Here is a 17,201-nt window from a genome sequence, read left to right as displayed (position 1 = left end):
CGGAAATCCTTTATTTCAGGGAAGTGGCCGCGGAGCCGTCCATATCGGATGCCCATCAAATCCTTTACCGGGACGATCATATCCTCGTCGCCTGCAAGCCGCATTTCATGCCCGTGGTTCCAGGCGGAAAATTCGTGAGGGAATGCCTCCTATACCGTTTGATGGAGGAAACCGGCCTGCGTGGGTTATCTCCGGTTCACAGAATCGACCGGCACACGGCGGGACTGGTATTGTTTTCCATCCATGAAAACGAGCGGGGGCGCTACCAGGAACTATTCATGGAGCACCAAGTGGAAAAGGGGTACCTGGCGAATGTCCGCTGGCTCGGCGAACCGCCTGCGGAAGATTCCTGGGACTTGGAGTGCCGCATCGAAAAAAATGCGCCCACCTTGCGACGCGATTTGGCGGAAGGGGTATCCAATGCGTTTTGCCGGATGAGCCTTCTAAAACGGTCGGGAGCATACGCGGGGCTCGCCCTATATCCGCTTACCGGAAAGCGGCACCAATTGCGGTTGCAGGTTTCCCAAATCGGGGCAGCCATCCTTAACGATCCCTATTATCCGGATCTGCTTCCGGAAGCTGCGGATGATCCGGATCGGCCGCTCCAACTGCTTTCGAAAAGCCTACGTTTCCGGGATCCTTTTACGCAACGGGAGCGGGCGTTCACTTCGCCTCGGGTGCTGCTTCCGCTGCCGGTGGCTTAGCGCCGCCTGGGAATCCTCGACCTGTAACTCCAAGGTTACGGGCTAAAATGGAACGGGGGAATTCCTCATTCCGCTACGGCCTCGACCTTTCGCGGACCCTCTTTCAGGAATTTCGCCGGCAATGTCTTATCGGTTCCGTCGGAGCATCGGATATGGACGTCATAGGTGCCGTAGAAACCCCGGAAATCCGCCTGGCCGAGGGAATCCAGCTGCAGGGTCTTTGCAGTGGTCCAGACCTCGTGGATCAAGTGGTAGACGCTGTCGGCCGCCGCCTTCGGCTTGAAGTCGAAGTCGAAAAGGCCCGCTCCCGGCCGCCAGTGCCGGGCATCCCAGAAACCCCAGAACAGGAAGCCCTCGACCGCAGGATGGGAGAAGGCGGTGCGAAGCATCTTGGCATATTCCTCGGCCATCCGCTTCTCGGAGAGGCCCAATCCCTGCACGTCGAGATCGAACTCCGTGATCTTCAAGGGCAATCCCGTCTCCGCCATGTAATACAGCTTGGCGGCAACGTCGAGAGGATCGATCGGGCCTGAGAAATGCCCCTGCACGCCAATCCCTTGGATCGGCACGCCCCGCTTCAAAGCGGCTTCCACCATGTCCCGGTAGGGCTTGGTGTCCCCGCCGTCGATGTTCGAGTATTCATTGATGAAGAGCTTCGCATTCGGATCTGCGGCATGCGCCCAGTGGAAGGCCGAATCCAGGATCTCCAACCCCAGCCGATTGAACAGGGCGGGCTCATGGAGAGGCTCATTCCACACATCGTATTCCTTGATCCTGCCCCGGTAACGGGTAAGGTCGCGCTGGATCCGCTTTCGCATGGACTGCCTGAGGAAGTCGTCGCTTTTGAGCCTGGCCCAATGCCTGTCGAAGCCGTACTTCTCTATCCCCCATACCAGGGCGTGTCCCCGGAAGGGGAAGTCGTGCTGCTCGCCCCATTTCAGGTACCGTTCGAGATCGGCGGTGTCGGGTTTACCCTCCACCCTTTCGTACTCCTCCCATTTGAAGGCGTTCTCGAAGACCCCGCTGTTGAAATACCGCAGGGCGGTTTCCTCGTATTTCTTTTCGAGACTTCCACCTTGGAAATTGAGGCAGGTGCCCCATGGGAACGCGTGCCGCTTCAGCCGGACATCGGCGCTTCCCTCGCAAGGACGTCCGTCCTTGGTCTTCGCGGCCAGGGTGAAATCGCCCTTGCGGAGGGAGTCGATCCGCTGCTCCGACCGCGCATACCAATCGGCCGGGAGAGGCTTCAGGTCCATCCTCCCCTCGGCGGTGAAGGTAACGTCATCCACATAGTAATCGCCTCGTTGGGAGGCGCACTGGAAGGCGACCTGGATGTCGGAGGTGGTGACGGGCGCGGTGAAGCTCATCTCGTACCGCTTCCATTCGGATGTCACCTTTTGCTTGGCCGCGCCGTAAAAGGACCAAGGGGGCGAGCCTTTCACGAAGGCGACCTCGAGCGCCCCGGCGCCGGTCTCCCCCCGAGCCCAGTACTGGAATCGGTATATCCGATCCTTCTCGACGGAGAAGCCAGACGCGACCAGTTGCACGTGCCAGATTTCCGAGGACGTGTTCAGGACGGTCAGCTTGCCGCATTTCTTGCCCGCATGGGGCTGGTGCTCGGTAACCTCGAAGGTACCCAGCCCTTCTGAATTCTGCCTGTATTCCCAGGTCGCCGGCCCCTGCTCGAACGACCCGTCGGGAAACGGTTTCGTGGCCGCCGCCGCCCCGAACCCGGGGGGCGCCCTGTCCTGGGCCCCGGCCGCGATGGCGAGAACGGATAGCGCCAGGCTGCGCATGACCATGCCAGTGCACTTTCTCAGGAGCACCTCCTATTAGAGCGCAAAAGGTAGGCAACTTTTCCGGAAGGGAGGTCCGGCGGGCCTATGCAGGGGAGGCCTCGGCGTAGGAGCGGAGAAGCGCGGAATGTCTAGGGAGAGGGAGTGGTACACCAGGCAGGAGTCGAACCTGCGACCTCTGCCTTCGGAGGGCAGCGCTCTATCCAGCTGAGCTACTGGTGCCCGCAATCGGCCCTCCCAGGCGGGAGAGACAGCCCGGAGCACCGCCGGGCAAGGACGCGAAATCTAGAACAAGGGGGCGACGGGTGCAACCGCCCTTCGAGTCCCTAACATAAGGGTTGCTCGGCTGCGACGGGCTCTGTGGCCCCCATTATGTTAGCGACTCTCAATTTCGCCACCAATAATCGTCGGGACCGCCTTTTTGTCCGGCCACCTCACCCGGATTCTTGGACGAGAAGTGCGCGGGTTTATTCCGGTCCTGGGCCGGCTGCTCTTCTGAGGACTCCGAGGAAGCGACCTTGGGAGAACCGCGCTGGGCGCGGGAGTCCCCGTTCGAGGAGGCGCCTACCGGGGATCCGCGACCCGAACCGGTCTTGTCTCCGCCCTTTCCCGGCGACCACCACGCGTCGTCGGGCGCCCCTTTGCGGGATTTCCCCTCATGGTACCACCAAGTGTCGCCCTTCTTGCCGGACGACGAACGGGAAGGGCTGCCGCCTACCGGGGAACCGCCGCCAGATCCGCCACCCGTAACACGGGAGTTACCCTCGTCCCCGGAACCGCCGACCGGGGAGCGATCGCCTTCGGCGGCGGCGGAGCGCGCATGTCCCTTGTGGCCGTGCCCCCCGCGCCAAAAGAGGGCCAAGAACAGGGCCAAACCGGCGGCTACGAAGGCGATGGGCAGGAGGATCTTGAGGCGGGCGGAGCGGGATTGGGGAGTTGGAGTCTCTACTTCGGGGATCATGGGTCGCCTCCTGGTAAGATTAGGACAGAAGCGGAAAAGGTTCCGTCAGGTTGGCGGCCGGGAACGGGCCGATATTCCCGGGGGTCCAAATACGCCAGGCCGATCCGGTCCAGGGAGCGGCGAGATGAATGAGTAATGTATCCTGAGGCGGCCGCGTAGGCAACGGGCTTCCTTTCGTTCGGATGAAAATCGTACGTTATATTCAGGAAAAGGTTCCCTCGGGAGCTGTATAATGGCCCAGGACTTCGAGGTTCCCATGTCCGAGACTCCCAAGACGATACTGGTCGTGGATGACGAGGACTCCATCCGCAACCTGGCTGCCTTGGTGCTCGAGAACGACGGATACCAGGTCCTCAAGGCCCAGCATAGCGATGAGGCCCTTCTCCTTCTGGATAGCTATAAGGAGCCCGTCCACTTGCTCCTCACCGACGTGAAGATGGACCCTTTCCTCACCGGTTGCGAGTTGGCCAAGTGCATCCGGCTCCTACGTCCCGATATCGGGGTGCTCTATATTTCGGGATTCCCGAATAATCCGATGGTTCAGCAAGAGGTTATGGAGACGCGGGCCGCCTTCCTGGCCAAGCCATTCAGTCCCAGGGATTTGCTGGAAAAGGTCCGCTCCGCCTTGGCGTCCACCGGCCACCTGGCCTGAAGCCCGCCTTCCCCCGGGCCGGAAGTCCGCCGGTCATCCGGTGGAACGTTTTTCCTTTCCCTAGCCCCGCATTCCTACGTCGAATTTCCTTGTCCCGGGACCCCCCCGAGTTTTGATTCCCTAATGGCCCGCGATGTAACCGGGATACTGTTCCGCGGGCCCATTGGATCATGGCGGCCGGATCGGGACCCGGCCGCGTCCGGCAACACGGTCATCTTATAAGTGAAATGGAAACGATACCAATCTCACGAATGTGAATTTGTGCCCGGGATTTCCTGGGATCGGAGTTACGAATAAGGTATATATGAGGTCCTATGCATGCGTGACGGCCGTCCGCATCGCCGCGGCCCGCAAGGGGCCGTCCACGGGACTATCGGACCTCTGAGGGGAGTGACGAATGGCAGCGAGCTGGAGCGCTCTTTTCGGGCGGAAGAAAGAAGCATCGGCTTCCGCCGACGGCGCCTCCCGCACCGACGACATCCGCACCGGTAGCTTCTCCAACGACGGCTTCCGCACCGGCGGATTCCGCCACGCCTTCGCCAAGGCGCCCGACGCCATGGCCCTGTTCCAAGACGACATCGTCGCCGAAGTCAATCCCGCCTGGGAGCGCCTGTTCGGCCGGAACGAGGATGCTTGCCTGGGCCAACCCCTCTCCGTATTCCTCCCCGATGCCGGTTGGGATGGCGACGGGGTCTTCTCCATTCGCGAATTCATCGGGCTTAAGGCCGATGGAAGCCGCTTGGACCTGGAAGCCGCGGGATATCCTTTGGCTTGGGAAGGCCGGCAGGCGCGCATGGTTTCCGCGCGCGACATCTCCGAGCGCAAGACCCGGCAAGATTCCCTGGCGCAGAGCGAAGCTACCTTGCGCCGAAGCGAGAGCGTACTGCGCTCCGTATTGGCCCATGCGCCTCTCGCGATGCTGGCTTGGGACAAGGACGGCGCTTTCACCATGGCCGAGGGCCGCGGCCTGGAGGCCATGGATCTGAATCCCGCTTCGCTGCTCGGGCAATCCCTCTTCACCCGTCCTTCGCCGGCGCCGGCCTTGGCGGGCCCCGTGCGCAGGGCCTTGGATGGCCGCGAGGTCGACGAGATGGTCGAGATGGCGGGCAATACCTTCGAGCTGCATCTGCGGGCCATGGACGGGGGCGGGGATCGGCCGGACGGCGTGCTGGGGTTGGCCATGGACGTGACCGAGCGCCGGCGCGTGGAAGAAGATCTGCGCCGCAGCAAAGAGCATTTGCGTACCGTCATCTCCAACGCGCCTTTGGTCCTCTTCGCCCTGGACGCCAAAGGCGTCTTCACCCTTTGCGAAGGCCGGGGCTTGGAAGCGCTGGGGCTCAAGGCGGGCGAAGCGGCGGGCAAATCCGCCTTCGAGATATATAGGAACGAACCGCAGATCCGCCTCAACGTCCGCCGCGCCTTGTCGGGGGAGGAATTCACTTCCACCGTCGAACTGCAGGGGCAATGGTTCGAGACCTATTTCAGCCCCGTGTTCAAAGGCTACGACGAGGTGGCCGGGGTGATCGGCGTGGCCATCAACGTGGACGCGCGCCGGCGCGCCGAGGAAGCATTGCGCCGCAGCGAGGAGCAATTGCGCAACTCCCGCAAGATGGAGGCGATCGGACGGGTGGCGGGGGGCGTAGCCCACGATTTCAATAACCTGCTCACGGCCATTACCGGCTATGCCGAATTGCTGCTTTCCGGCGCGAGCGACCCGGCCTTGCAACGGAAGAACGCGGAGGAGATCCGCAATGCCGCCGAGCGCGCGGCTACGCTCACGCGCCAATTGCTCGCTTTCAGCCGCAAACAGGTTTTAAGCCCCAAGGCCATGGATCTGAATAAGGCCGTAAGCGAGATGGATAAAATGATCCGCCGCCTGATCCGCGAGGACATCGAGCTGGTGACCGTACTCGAACCCCGTCTCGGCGAAGTCTGGGCCGATCCGGGCCAAATAGAACAGGTGATCCTGAACCTGGCGCTGAACGCGCGGGACGCCATGCCCCATGGCGGCCAACTCACTCTCGAGACCGGCAACGTGGAACTGGACGGGGTCACCGCCCGCGCGGAACTTTTCCTGGTACCCGGCCCTTACGTGATGCTGTCCATCTCGGATACGGGAACGGGCATGGACGAAGAGGCGAAGGCCCACCTCTTCGAGCCCTTCTACACCACCAAGGAGGGCGTCGGCCAAGGGCTGGGGTTATCGGCGGTTTACGGGATCGTGAAGCAGAGCGGCGGCACCCTGGCGGTGGAAAGCGAGATCGGCAGGGGAACCACCATTAAGGTTTTCCTTCCTCGCCTGGCGCGCGAAGAACCAGCAAGGGACGGCCACGTGCGCGGGTCCCTCAAGGGCGTGGAGACGGTGCTACTGGTGGAAGATGAGGAAGCCGTGCGGACCCTGGTGCGGGAGATCCTGCGCATGCACGGTTATGCCGTGTTGGAAGCCCGGCATGGCGGCGAAGCCATCCTCATCAGCCAGCGCCACCAGGGACCCATCCACCTGCTCTTGACCGACATGGTGATGGCCAACATGAGCGGCAAGGAATTGGCGGAACATCTCAAACCGCTTCGGCCCGAGATGAACGTCTTGTTCATTTCGGGGTACAGCGAAGAACAATTGGGCGGAATGGGTGGCCGGGCCTCCCTTCCCGGCGAGCTATCGGATAGGGATGGGGCCGGAACATTCGGGGATGCCTTTTTGCCCAAGCCTTTTTCCCCCAAGACCCTGGCCGCCAAGGTACGGGAAGTGCTGGAAGGCAAGCACGCCGAGCGCCGCGATTTCGCCGGCCAGTTTTAGGGACGCGCAAAACCGGGTGAAGGTAAAACCCTGTGACGGGTATCACCCGACGTCGTCCTCATTTCCTATGAATGACATCCATTATTCAAAGCCATTGCGGCCGTGTTCCCTAGCCTGTCTCGATTCCCTCTCGATTCCATAATAATCCAACGGGAATTTGCGAGGATTGGGGGGATAAGGGCGACTTCATGGGACGGTAGGAAAGAGTAAAGGTTTCGAAAACCACCTCCGATAGACGTAAAGTAAACCCGCCCGGTTGCCTCGCGGCTCCGGCACCCAAGGAAGATACGATGAAGGCCTTGATGCTCCTCTGCAGCCTCGTTACCGCTATTCCGGCCGCCACCCTGAAGGCCAAAGTCGTCGGGATAAAGTCCGGCGCCGCTCTCGAAATCCTTACCGGCGGCAAGGTGGCCGTCTTGAAGATCGCAGGCATCGATTGCGCCGACAAGACGCATGGTTCCGGCAAAGCGGCCCGCCGCTTCGTGGCTGAGAACGCGTTCATGAGCGACGTCGCGGTGGAAATCACCGGTGCTGAATCGGACGGGACCCTGATCGGCAAGGTGATCTTGCCCGACGGACGGGATCTAGGCGCGGAACTGACGAAGGCCGGACTGGCCTGGTGGGATAAGCGGAATCATCCCGAAGAAACGGGCCTGGCCCGATTGGAACAAGACGCCCGGGCCTCGGGCCTGGGGCTGTGGGCCGAAGTCTCCGACGACGCCGACGATGAAGACGTCGACAAGGAGGTCCTGGCCCAACGCGAACTCGCCGGCAAGAATACCGATGTCATGCTGACACGGGCCGGCAACTGACCCCCCACAAACCCAACCCAACGAGGCCCACCCCGGGCCGCCGCGCGGCCCCTCCCCGGGGCCGCACACTTTTTTATGGTTATTTCTAACCGGCTTTGAGGCAGCGGATCAGGACGGTGCGCCGGTGCGGATCGCGGCGGTGTTCGCACAGGTAGATGCCTTGCCAGGTCCCCAGGCTCAAGCGGCCTCCGTCCACGGGAATCGATTCGCTGGTCCCGGTTAGCAATGCACGCATATGCGAAGGCGAATCGTCCGGGCCCTCCAGGGTATGCTCATGCCAATCCTGATCCTCCGGGGCCAGGCGGCGGAGGAACTCCTCCAGATCGCGTCGCGCGGTGGGATCGTAATTCTCGCTGATGAGCAGGGAAGCGCTGGTATGCCGCAGGTAAAGATGGCACATGCCTTCCTGCACCTTCCAGGCTTGGATCTGCGCCGCGACCTTGTCGGTGATGGCATGCAGCCCTTGGCCGGGAGTGCGGATCTCGAGTTCGCCTTTGAGCCATTCCATATCGGGAAAATTAGGTATCGGAAGGGGCGGCAGCGCCCTCCTTCTTAACCGTCGCGGGCGCGCAGGGGCAGGCGATTGTCCAATGCTTCCAGGGGGCGGTCCAAGGCGAAGGCGAGCCGCGACCCCAAATCCACGCGCCCGTCGAGAAGCTCGTCCGAACGCGCCACGATGGCGTAGCCGCTGTCGAAATTGATCCGCAGCCTTTCGGGCAGGACAGGATCGCGGAAGCCGCCGGGGTTGGAAGGCAGGATGACCCCCATGAGGGCGAGACGCCTATCCAGCGCGGCCTTGATTTCCCAATCCACGAAGGCGGACAGGTGCGTAGCCGATCCGCACAGGACCAAGGCGTAGCGGCAATCGGCCAGGGGCCCCGCGCTCAACCAGCGGACATGCGCCTCGGCGTCTTCCTCGCCCAGCTCGCGCGCCAGCGAATTGTCCCGCTCCAGGCGGAACAAGGATGCGAAATGCAGGGCGAAGGAAGCGTAGGGCGCGGCATCCAAGGCGTGATCGTAGGCGACGTAGAGCCCGCGTCGCTTTTGCTGGAATAAGGCCCCGGAGTCCATGGATGCGATACCGCTCCCGCGTAGCGCGCTTCAGCCCGCCGCGCAAGCGCGCGCGTAGGCTTCGCGCACGCGCCGGTAGATGGGGCCGGGACGGCCTTCGCCGACCGTGGCATCGTCGATGCGGGTGATGGGGACCAGGCCGCGCACCGACGAAGAGAGGAAAGCCTCCTGCATGCGTTTCGCGTCCTTGGGGAACAAGCGGGCTTCGCCATGGGGGATGCGTTCCCGCTTCAGGATGCGGAGGAGGATCTGGCGGGTGATGCCCGGCAGGATGCCGGTTTCCAGGGGCGGGGTGAGGACCTTGCCCCCGATGACGCAGAAGAAGTTGGAGGTGCTGAGTTCGGCGATCTCGCCCTTGGGGCCGAGGAGGATGGCCTCGTAGGCGCGTTGCCGATCGGCTTGGGCCTTGGCGAAGATGTTGGCCAGGTAGTTGGTGGACTTGATGGAGGAATCGAGCCCGGACGCCGCCGCTTTGTTGATGTCCGAAACGATCACCTTCACGCCCCGCTCATAGAGTTCGGAAGGCAGCCCGGTGACTGGGGCCGCGGTGATGATGAGGGTGGGCGGGAGCGAAGGGTCGATGGCCAAGCCTCCCAGGTAACGCCCGCGCGTCAGGGTGATGCGCACGGTGGCATCGTCGAGGCGGCTTTTCACGCAGAGTTCGTGGATCACCGCCTCTAGCTTTGCCGCATCCAAGGGAAGATGGATGCGCAGGCGCTTGGCGGATTTGGCCAGGCGCTTGAAGTGGAGGGAAAAGAATTGCGGGCGGCCCTTCACGGCCCGTACGGTTTCGAACAACCCGTCCCCCAGGACCAGGCCCCGATCGAAGACGGAGACGACGGCCTTTTCCGCCGGGAGCACGCGGCCGTTGACGTAGGCGAAGGCGCGCGGCGCCCGGCCTTTTTTCCGATTGGTAATAGGCATCCGCTTAAAAATGGGCAAGCGCCGACCTGGGGCGATTGGGGTTGCGGGCCGCGTCCAACTTGCCCAGTAAGCCGTTGTAGAAGCCGAAGGAGACGCCGAAGCTGATGCGCGTGGCGTAAGTGTCGATAGAGGTGCCGCGGCCCCCGAGGGGGATCTTCACGGTTCCCAGGTTTTGCCGTCCGCCCTTGCCGTCGGGGACGCCGGACAAGGCGGTGGCCGCTTCGAAATAGGCGAGGAAAGGATAGTTGTTGTAGATGCGGGAGTTGAGCTTGAGGCCCCAGCCCAAGGTCTGGTACCAGGCTTCGCGGGGTCCTTCCTGGTTCCATGCGCGCTTGTCGAACAAGGCCATGTCCCACAGCTTCCCGTTCCAGGCCCGTCCCGCTTCCCAGAAGAGGTTCACGTACAAGTCTTCCACGAACAGCACCCAATACGACTTGTAGATGTCGGGCAAGATGGGCTGGTTCAGATCGGCGCTGACCTTGAGCGTGTTCTCGCCTTGGAAGGTGAGGTTCTCGATATCCCGCAGGTAGGGGTAACCGCGGAGGAACAGGCCTTTGGCGAAGAAGGTATCCAAGGTATCGGCGCCGGCTTCGGACTTGGCCACCGACCAATCCAGCACGCTGCCGGCGAAGGCGGAAACCAGCACCGATCCGTTGTCCGACCAGAACAGGCCGGTGCCGTAGGTGGCGCCCGCGTCCAGATCGTGCAAGGTGTAGTCGCGGAACTTGGTGAGGACTTCTCCCGAGGGGCCCACTTCGAAGGTTTCGGAAAACGATCCCTTGCGGATGATGCCCGCGTGGTCGTAGGTGTACGCGATGGCCGCGGCCAACCCATGCGGCGCCACCAGTTCCTTATCCGAATAGGTCGAGCTGTACAGGTTGAGCACGCCGGAGGCGTAGAGATCCTTGTAGTACTCGAAGGCGAAAGGGAAGTCGTAGAAATTGAAATCGTTCCAGGTGTAACCGCCGGCCAATCGCAGGAAGGAGGTGCGAGAGTAATCGTCCACCGCGCCGGCCTCGAAAAGGTTGTAGGAAAGGCCCGCCTCCAGGGTGCGGTAGATGAGGGCGTAGTTCTGGTTGACCGAGGTGTCCGCGGCGCCGCCCAAGCGGTCGCGCTCGGTGACGGTATCGTGGCTGGCCAGGTTCCCGCGCGAGAAGGATAGATCGAAGGTGACCGGCGTGGCCCGATTCATCCACGACAGATAGAATTGCGATTCCTTATCCGGGGAGATGATTTCATCGTTGGCGCCGAAATAATCCAGGCCCTTCCCGAGTTCCACCAAGAGCGCGGCCGAAACCTCGTTCTGCCCGACGGGATCGTCTATGCTCCCGTTGGCACCCACCAGCCATTTCGGCTCGCCGCGCCGGGCCGAATGATCGGTGGCGCTCATCTCCTCGCCGAAGAGCAAGGGATTCAGGATATATCGGTTGGGGATGCCCAGGTACTTCTCGCTCTTGCCTTCGAATTCGATGGGCTCGATCTTCTCGTCCTTGGGATGCAGGATGCGCAAGGCGGTGGGAGGCGATCCGGCGGGTTTCAGATCTTGCAGCAAGTACAAGGAAAAGCCGGTGGTGTCGTAATTGACGTAGGCCAATTTCTTGCCGCTGGGATCGATAGCGGGAGCGAAGGCGCCGCCGGCCACCTGGGTAAGGGCTTCGGGGGCGGCGGCCGACCAGCCCCCTGCGGCGTCGCGGGCCAGGGCCACGCGGTAGATGTTGTAGATGGCGTTGCTGTCGGCGGCGAAGTAGAGGGCCGAGCCGTCGGGGGACCAGTCGGGATCGCGCTCGTCGTACGGGCGGTCGAGCACGGGGCGGAAGCCGGTCCCGTCGGCGTTGATGATGCCGATATTGCGCGAGGCCCCTTCGTAATAGGAAAAGGCGATGGCCTTGCCGTCGGGGGAGAAGCGTGGCGAATAGATCTGGAAGCCGAAACGCCCGGCCAAGGCGCTGTCGGCGGGCCAAAGCACCTTGACGTCCTCGCTGTCCACGTCGGCGCGGCCCTTCCCGCGGGCCTTGGACGCCGTCGGTACGTTCGCCACGCAGAGCTGGAAATTGGTCAGCTTGTTGCGGACGAAGACCACGCGCTTGCCTTCCTTGTCGTAGCTGGCATCCACGGAGTTGGCATCCTTGGTATAACGCCGTTCGGTGGGATCGTCCCCGAAGGAGAAGAAGGGTTCCTTGCGCCGCACGTTGCGCTGGTAGATGTCCAGCTTGTGGATGCCGTCCTTGTCGACGTTCTTGGCCGAGTGGTAGACCACGGTGCTGTCGTCGGGGGCGATGTCGAATGTGCTGCGCACCGAAGCCAGCATCTTGAGGCGATCGTCTTCCTTCTTCGTGGTATCGCCCAGCTTGTACAGGTAGAGGGCGCCGCGGAAATCGTCCCGGCCGCGGTTGCTGACGAAGAAGAGGTTCTCGCCTTTATGATCCCAGCGCGGATAATAATTGTAGAAGCCCTCCGACGTCAGTCGCTTGCCCTCGCTCAAAGGACCGAGCGCCTTGACCTGATCGGCGTACTGGGCGGTGATAGAGTTCTTCCAATCCAGCCATAGGCCTTGGGCATCCTTCCCCATCACCCGTTCCATCGATCCCGAGAGGGTCTGCCGATGGATGCGGGAGTTCTCCGCCCATAGCCGGATCATGGCCGAGTCGCCGTATCGGGAGGCCAGGTATTTCACGAAGGCGAATCCCTGGGTGTAGGGGCCCTGCTCGTATTCCAGGCTGGTGCCGGCGAAAGTCCCCATGCGATCGTAACTCAGGAGTTTCCCGTGCAGCGCCGCCATGCGCAGGATCATGTCTCGGTGCGAGTCCCAGGCGTCGTATCCGGAATACTCCGATTCGTATTGGGCCACGCCTTCGGCGAACCAGTTGGGCTGGCTGGTGAAGGGGATGATGGTGGCGCCGGATCCCTGCACGTCCTCGTTGTAATAATCCTGGTAACCGATGATCAGGCCCTGGATCGGGCTGGGCAACTTGCTGGAAGATTGGATGGAGACCAGGTGCGAGAACTCGTGGGTGACCACGTCGCGGAGCCAATTATGCGTGCTGCGGATGGGGAAGTCCCAGTCCGTGATCCAGACGGTCATGATGTTCTGGAGCGAGTTGGCCCAGCCGTTACTGAAGATGTCCTCGCGGATGATGAACTCCACCTTGTTCGGCAGGCGGATCTGGTAACGCTTCATCTTCGCTTCGGCCACGCCCTCGGCGATGCCGGCGATATAGCCGGCCACGGGCTCGAGCTGGGCCGCGTAATGGAAACGGAAGTGCTCCGTCTCGACCGTGCGCCAATCGATATGGGCTTCGTTACGATTGAAAGAGGAGGCGGAAACGCGCGGGGCGGACAAAGCAAAGGCTGCGGCCAACAAGGCGATGGTAAAGGCAACTCTTTGCGCCATAAGCCGCTATAGTGTACAAAAAACCCCCGCCCTTGTTACATTCCGCCGGGGGGAATGTATTGGCCAGCTTCACCGAACGGTACCACGAGCTTACCAAGTACAATCCGCATACCATCGATAAGCTGGGGCCCGTGCATTGGGATCGCCAGCCCCCCGCCTTTAAGCCCATCTCCGCCAAGGGGAAAATCGATCTCCTCACGCGCCTACAAGCGGCCATGGAAATCCTGGGAACGGACCCGGCCGCGCCCCGGGAAGCCGCGGATACGGGTGGGCCGGAAACAGGCGGTACCGAATCGGGCGGGCCCGAAGCCGGCCTCGAGAACATCGCCCGCCTCCTCTTTTTCACCTTAGGTCTCACCGCCCGCCTAACCGATCAGTCCGGCAGCGATCATTTCCTGCGCGCGGCCCCCTCGGCCGGAGGCCTTTATCCGACCGAGATCTACGTGGCCGCCCGCGGCCAAAAGGGCCTCGCCGACGGCATCTACCATTACCATTCCCTCAAGTCGGCGCTCATCCCCGTCTGGGAGGGATCGTTCTGGGCCGATCTCAAGCATTACTTCCTGGGCCATCCCGCCGTCGAGGGCGCGGGCCTGCTCTTCCTTTTCACCGGCATCTACGGCCGCAGCGCCTGGCGTTATAAGGAGCGCGCTTACCGGCGCATTCTGCTGGACACCGGGCATGCCTTGGGTAATCTCCTGGAAGCCTGCCGCGCCACCGGCCAGGATTACGCCTTGCTCGGCGGCTTTCTGGACGCGGGCTTGGAAGAACTTCTATTCCTCACCCCCAAGGAAGAATTCCCCCTGCTAGGCGTGGCGGTGGGGCCGCGCGGCAGCCTGCTCGCCGCTTTCGGGCAATATCCCGGCGAGCCTCCCGCCGAGGCCATCAAGCATGCGCAAGCCGGCGATCCCATGCAGGTGCAGCAGAACGCTTGCGAACGCATCCGTTCGGAAAAGCCGCGCGCGCCCGTGAGCGGCGCTTGCGGCGGCCCCGCCTTCCCGCTCCCGTCCAGGTATAGCCCGTTCAAGGCCATCCTGAGCCGCCGCAGTTGCCGCAAGTTCACCGGCGCCAGCGTCACCCTCGATCAGGTCCGCGAGGCGCTGGCCTACGCGTTCCGTCCCGAAGGCGCGCCCTGGTGCCTGGCTCCAGGGCAACTGGGCTTCCACCTGGTGGCCTTGGGAATCAAAGGACTCGAGCCCGGCGTGTACGAATTGGATCCCGCCACTTTGGGTCTGACCGAACGGCGCCGGGGTGATTTCCGCTCCGAGACCTATTTCATGTGCCTGGGGCAGGATCTGGCTTCCGAATGCGCCTTCGCCCTGGTGCATACCGCCAATCTGGCGGCTTTGGCCGAAGTATACGGCGATCGCGGCTACCGTTACGCCTGCATGGATGCGGGCCAGATCGGCGAACGGCTTAATCTATGGTCGGTGCACCAGGGATTAGGGTCAAGCGGCATCGGCGGGTATTACGACGATCAGGCCAACGAATTGTTGAAGGCGCCCTTGGCCCACGGCATCCTCTACATAAGCCTGGTCGGGGTTCCCGAAGCGGAATAACCGCCGCGTTGGATGAGCAGCGCGGAAAAGGGTTTCGATTTACCTTTGTTCCGAAGCGCATTGCCATAGGGGGAAGAATGGTATCTTCACGCCATGACCGGTCCGGTTCGGCGATAAGCCGGCTCACGGAAACGGGTATCGGTCTTTTCCTCGGCATTTCCATTGCCCTGGCCGCTCCGGCCCAGGCTACCGCCGGCGATACTTCTGGAACGGCGGATACCTTGCCCCCTCCCGGGACCTTCATCGCAGCCTACGTCGCGGATTCGGCGACGGGCCTGCCCCTGGTAGGGGCCAGTCTGACCATTCAAAATACCGAAGCCAATATCACCATCGCGAGCACGGACACGCGCGGTTGGGCCTATGTCACGAGTAAGGGGCTCCCTTCCCGAAGCATTCCCTCGACTCTTTGGGTCACCGCCGGATATCCGGGCTATATCTCCCGCTTGATCACGCTTCCGAGGTGCGGTAGCGATACGGCGCCCTGCGCACTTCACTACGCATTGGCCCGGGCCACGGAGAATAACAGCTTCACCTTCACCGGCGCCTTGCTCGATTCGGCGCGCAAGCCGGTTGCCGAATGGCCCATCGACCTCAGTTCCCAAAACGAGAGCGGCTGGATCACCTTCCTCTCCAAGACCGACGAGAACGGCTCCTTCGTCTTTAAGGACCTCCCCAAAGGACTCCCTGACGGATACATCTTCTTGCGCAGCTCTCCGACGCAGTTCCAAATTCTCACCGTGTACTGGATACGAAGCGGGAACTCCATCATCGTTCCCCGCCAGCCCACGACCTCGCTCGCGCCGTCACGTGCCCGGCCGCGCGTTTCCGCCTTGCAGAAGCCGGCGCCCCTCATTCTCTTCCGTTCCGGGGATCGGGACGCCGCGGGCCGGAGGGATTGAAAATGGCGCGCTTCCCCCGCCGATAGGCTTTCGGCTGGGGCGTGCGACTCTCCCGCTCGCTTGACTTTCCCCCCATTCTTCCTAAATATCCCACCCATGAGCGCCGATCTTTCCATTTACAATACGGCCTCCAAGAAGGTCGAGCCCTTCGTGCCCCTGACGCCGGGCGTGGCCCGCGTCTATTCCTGCGGCCCCACCGTCTACCATTACGTCCACATCGGGAACCTGCGTACCTTCATCTTCGAGGATCTGCTGCGCCGCACCCTGGAGTACGTCGGATATGCCGTGAAGCATATCGTGAACATCACCGACGTGGGCCACTTGACCTCCGACGCCGACACCGGCGAGGACAAGATGGAAAAGGGCGCGGCGCGCGAAGGCAAGTCGGTGTGGGACATCGCCGAGTACTATACGCAATCGTTCTATAAGGATTGGGAACGCCTCAACCTCAAGCAGCCTTCCGCCTGGACCAAGGCCACCGCGCATATTCCCGAGCAGATCGCCCTGGTGCAGACCTTGGAGGCCAAGGGCTTCACCTATATCATCCCCGACGACGGGATTTATTTCGATACCGCCAAGTTCCCGCGCTACGCCGATTTCGCCGGGCTCGATCTCAAGGGCATGCAGGAAGGCCACCGCATCGGCGTCACCGAGGGCAAGCGCAACGCCAGCGACTTCGCCTTGTGGAAATTCTCGCCCAAGGATTCGAAGCGGGCCATGGAATGGGATTCGCCCTGGGGCCTGGGATTCCCCGGATGGCATGCCGAATGCTCTGCCATGGCCATGAAGCATTTGGGCGACACCTTGGACATCCACTGCGGCGGCACCGATCTCATCCGCGTGCACCACACCAACGAAATCGCGCAGTCCGAATGCGCCACCGGCCATACCTTCTCCCGCTATTGGATGCACGGATCCTGGCTGGTGGAACAGCCCACCGCCGACGGTGGCGGCGGGAAGATGTCCAAGTCCTCGGGCGAGTTCGTGACCTTGGACCTTCTGCTCAAGAAGGGCTACGGAGCCATGGACTACCGCTACTTCTGCCTGTCGGCGCATTACCGGCAGTACCTGAACTTCAGCTGGGAAGCGATGGATACGGCGCGCGATTCCCTGAAAAGCCTGCGTCGCAAGACCGATCCGCTGGTCGCGAAGGCCTCCTCCCTCGCTTCGGACAACGCCCTGGGCTGGCGCCAGCGCTTCCAGGCCGCCATCTGCGATGATCTCGGATTCCCCCAAGCGCTCGCGGTGCTGAACCAGATGCTGAAGGATCCCGATCTGTTGGATGGCGAAAAAGGGGCGCTCGTGCTCGACTTCGATCAAGCGCTGGGGCTCAAGCTCGACGAGAAGGATGAACGCGCCGGAACGGCATTGCCGGGACCGCTGGCCGCCCTGCTCGAGGAGCGCAAGGAAGCGCGGGCCCGCAAGGATTGGAAACGGAGCGACGAGATCCGGGATCTCCTGAAGGATAAGGGCTTCGGCGTGAAGGACAATCCCGACGGCACCACCAACTGGTTTCCGATCTGATACCGTCGCCGCGCTTCGCAGTTACGCGTAACCGCGGCCTCCGTTGCATACACCCGCGCGATTTTGCTATTTATGAGATCGTAAAAAGTGGTAGGATCGCGGAATACACCTCCA

General features: G+C 62.2%; 13 protein-coding genes and 1 tRNA gene. 7 read left to right on the top strand and 7 right to left on the bottom strand.

All coding sequences use genetic code 11. The annotated features are described in order from the left end of the window. Window positions 1-704, top strand: a 704-nt coding sequence (locus JF616_19450; protein ID MBW8889937.1) for a pseudouridine synthase, incomplete at its 5' end; no start/stop codon positions are given. 65 nt (window positions 705-769) lie between these two features. On the opposite strand, the gene JF616_19445 is transcribed toward JF616_19450, so the two are convergent. The 3 genes from JF616_19445 to JF616_19435 all read right to left on the bottom strand — a co-directional run bounded on the left by JF616_19445 (window position 770) and on the right by JF616_19435 (window position 3,461). Continuing rightward, the gene (locus tag JF616_19445; protein ID MBW8889936.1) at window positions 770-2,506 is read right to left on the bottom strand and encodes an endo-1,4-beta-xylanase; all 1,737 of its coding nucleotides are present in this window, start codon (window positions 2,504-2,506) and stop codon (window positions 770-772) included. A 139-nt stretch (window positions 2,507-2,645) separates the two neighbouring features. Beyond that, window positions 2,646-2,722: transfer RNA gene (locus tag JF616_19440), tRNA-Arg, on the bottom strand. Window positions 2,723-2,885: 163 nt separating this feature from the next. Further along, window positions 2,886-3,461 carry a hypothetical protein gene (locus JF616_19435; protein ID MBW8889935.1) on the bottom strand — a complete coding sequence of 192 codons (576 nt, stop codon included), beginning with the start codon at window positions 3,459-3,461 and terminating at the stop codon, window positions 2,886-2,888. 232 nt (window positions 3,462-3,693) lie between these two features. On the opposite strand from JF616_19435, the gene JF616_19430 reads away from it, so the two are divergent. The 3 genes from JF616_19430 to JF616_19420 all read left to right on the top strand — a co-directional run bounded on the left by JF616_19430 (window position 3,694) and on the right by JF616_19420 (window position 7,722). Then, on the top strand, window positions 3,694-4,113 hold the full coding sequence (locus tag JF616_19430) for a response regulator (protein MBW8889934.1): 420 nt from the start codon (window positions 3,694-3,696) through the stop codon (window positions 4,111-4,113). 397 nt (window positions 4,114-4,510) lie between these two features. Then, window positions 4,511-6,910, top strand: a complete 2,400-nt coding sequence (locus JF616_19425) for a PAS domain S-box protein (protein ID MBW8889933.1) — start codon at window positions 4,511-4,513, stop codon at window positions 6,908-6,910. 290 nt (window positions 6,911-7,200) lie between these two features. Beyond that, window positions 7,201-7,722: a thermonuclease family protein gene (locus JF616_19420; GenBank protein MBW8889932.1), complete on the top strand. Its 522-nt coding sequence runs from the start codon at window positions 7,201-7,203 to the stop codon at window positions 7,720-7,722. 85 nt (window positions 7,723-7,807) lie between these two features. Here JF616_19420 and JF616_19415 read toward each other — a convergent pair whose 3' ends face one another. Genes JF616_19415 through JF616_19400 form a run of 4 tightly spaced genes read right to left on the bottom strand, consistent with a single transcriptional unit; the run spans window position 7,808 to window position 13,108 of the window. Next, the gene (locus tag JF616_19415; GenBank protein ID MBW8889931.1) at window positions 7,808-8,230 is read right to left on the bottom strand and encodes a YjbQ family protein; all 423 of its coding nucleotides are present in this window, start codon (window positions 8,228-8,230) and stop codon (window positions 7,808-7,810) included. Window positions 8,231-8,274: 44 nt separating this feature from the next. Then, complete coding sequence (locus JF616_19410; GenBank protein ID MBW8889930.1) at window positions 8,275-8,793, bottom strand: TIR domain-containing protein; 519 nt, start codon at window positions 8,791-8,793, stop codon at window positions 8,275-8,277. 30 nt (window positions 8,794-8,823) lie between these two features. Next, a complete protein-coding gene (locus tag JF616_19405; GenBank protein MBW8889929.1) occupies window positions 8,824-9,717 on the bottom strand; it encodes an aminotransferase class IV in 894 nt (297 codons plus the stop codon). 4 nt (window positions 9,718-9,721) lie between these two features. Then, window positions 9,722-13,108, bottom strand: a complete 3,387-nt coding sequence (locus JF616_19400) for a PD40 domain-containing protein (protein MBW8889928.1) — start codon at window positions 13,106-13,108, stop codon at window positions 9,722-9,724. 59 nt (window positions 13,109-13,167) lie between these two features. On the opposite strand from JF616_19400, the gene JF616_19395 reads away from it, so the two are divergent. The 3 genes from JF616_19395 (at window position 13,168) to JF616_19385 (ending at window position 17,087) form a co-directional block, all read left to right on the top strand. Continuing rightward, window positions 13,168-14,664 (top strand): SagB/ThcOx family dehydrogenase, encoded by a 1,497-nt coding sequence (locus JF616_19395; GenBank protein MBW8889927.1) that lies wholly within the window; start codon window positions 13,168-13,170, stop codon window positions 14,662-14,664. Between the two features lie 77 nt (window positions 14,665-14,741). After that, a complete protein-coding gene (locus JF616_19390; GenBank protein MBW8889926.1) occupies window positions 14,742-15,563 on the top strand; it encodes a hypothetical protein in 822 nt (273 codons plus the stop codon). Between the two features lie 96 nt (window positions 15,564-15,659). Further along, entirely contained in the window at window positions 15,660-17,087 is a 1,428-nt protein-coding gene (locus JF616_19385; GenBank protein ID MBW8889925.1) for a cysteine--tRNA ligase, read from the top strand. Window positions 17,088-17,201: the final 114 nt, after the last annotated feature.

The organism is Fibrobacterota bacterium, from assembly GCA_019509785.1.
Taxonomy (GTDB): domain Bacteria; phylum Fibrobacterota; class Fibrobacteria; order UBA11236; family UBA11236; genus Chersky-265.
This window is presented reverse-complemented; position numbering and strand designations above follow the sequence as displayed.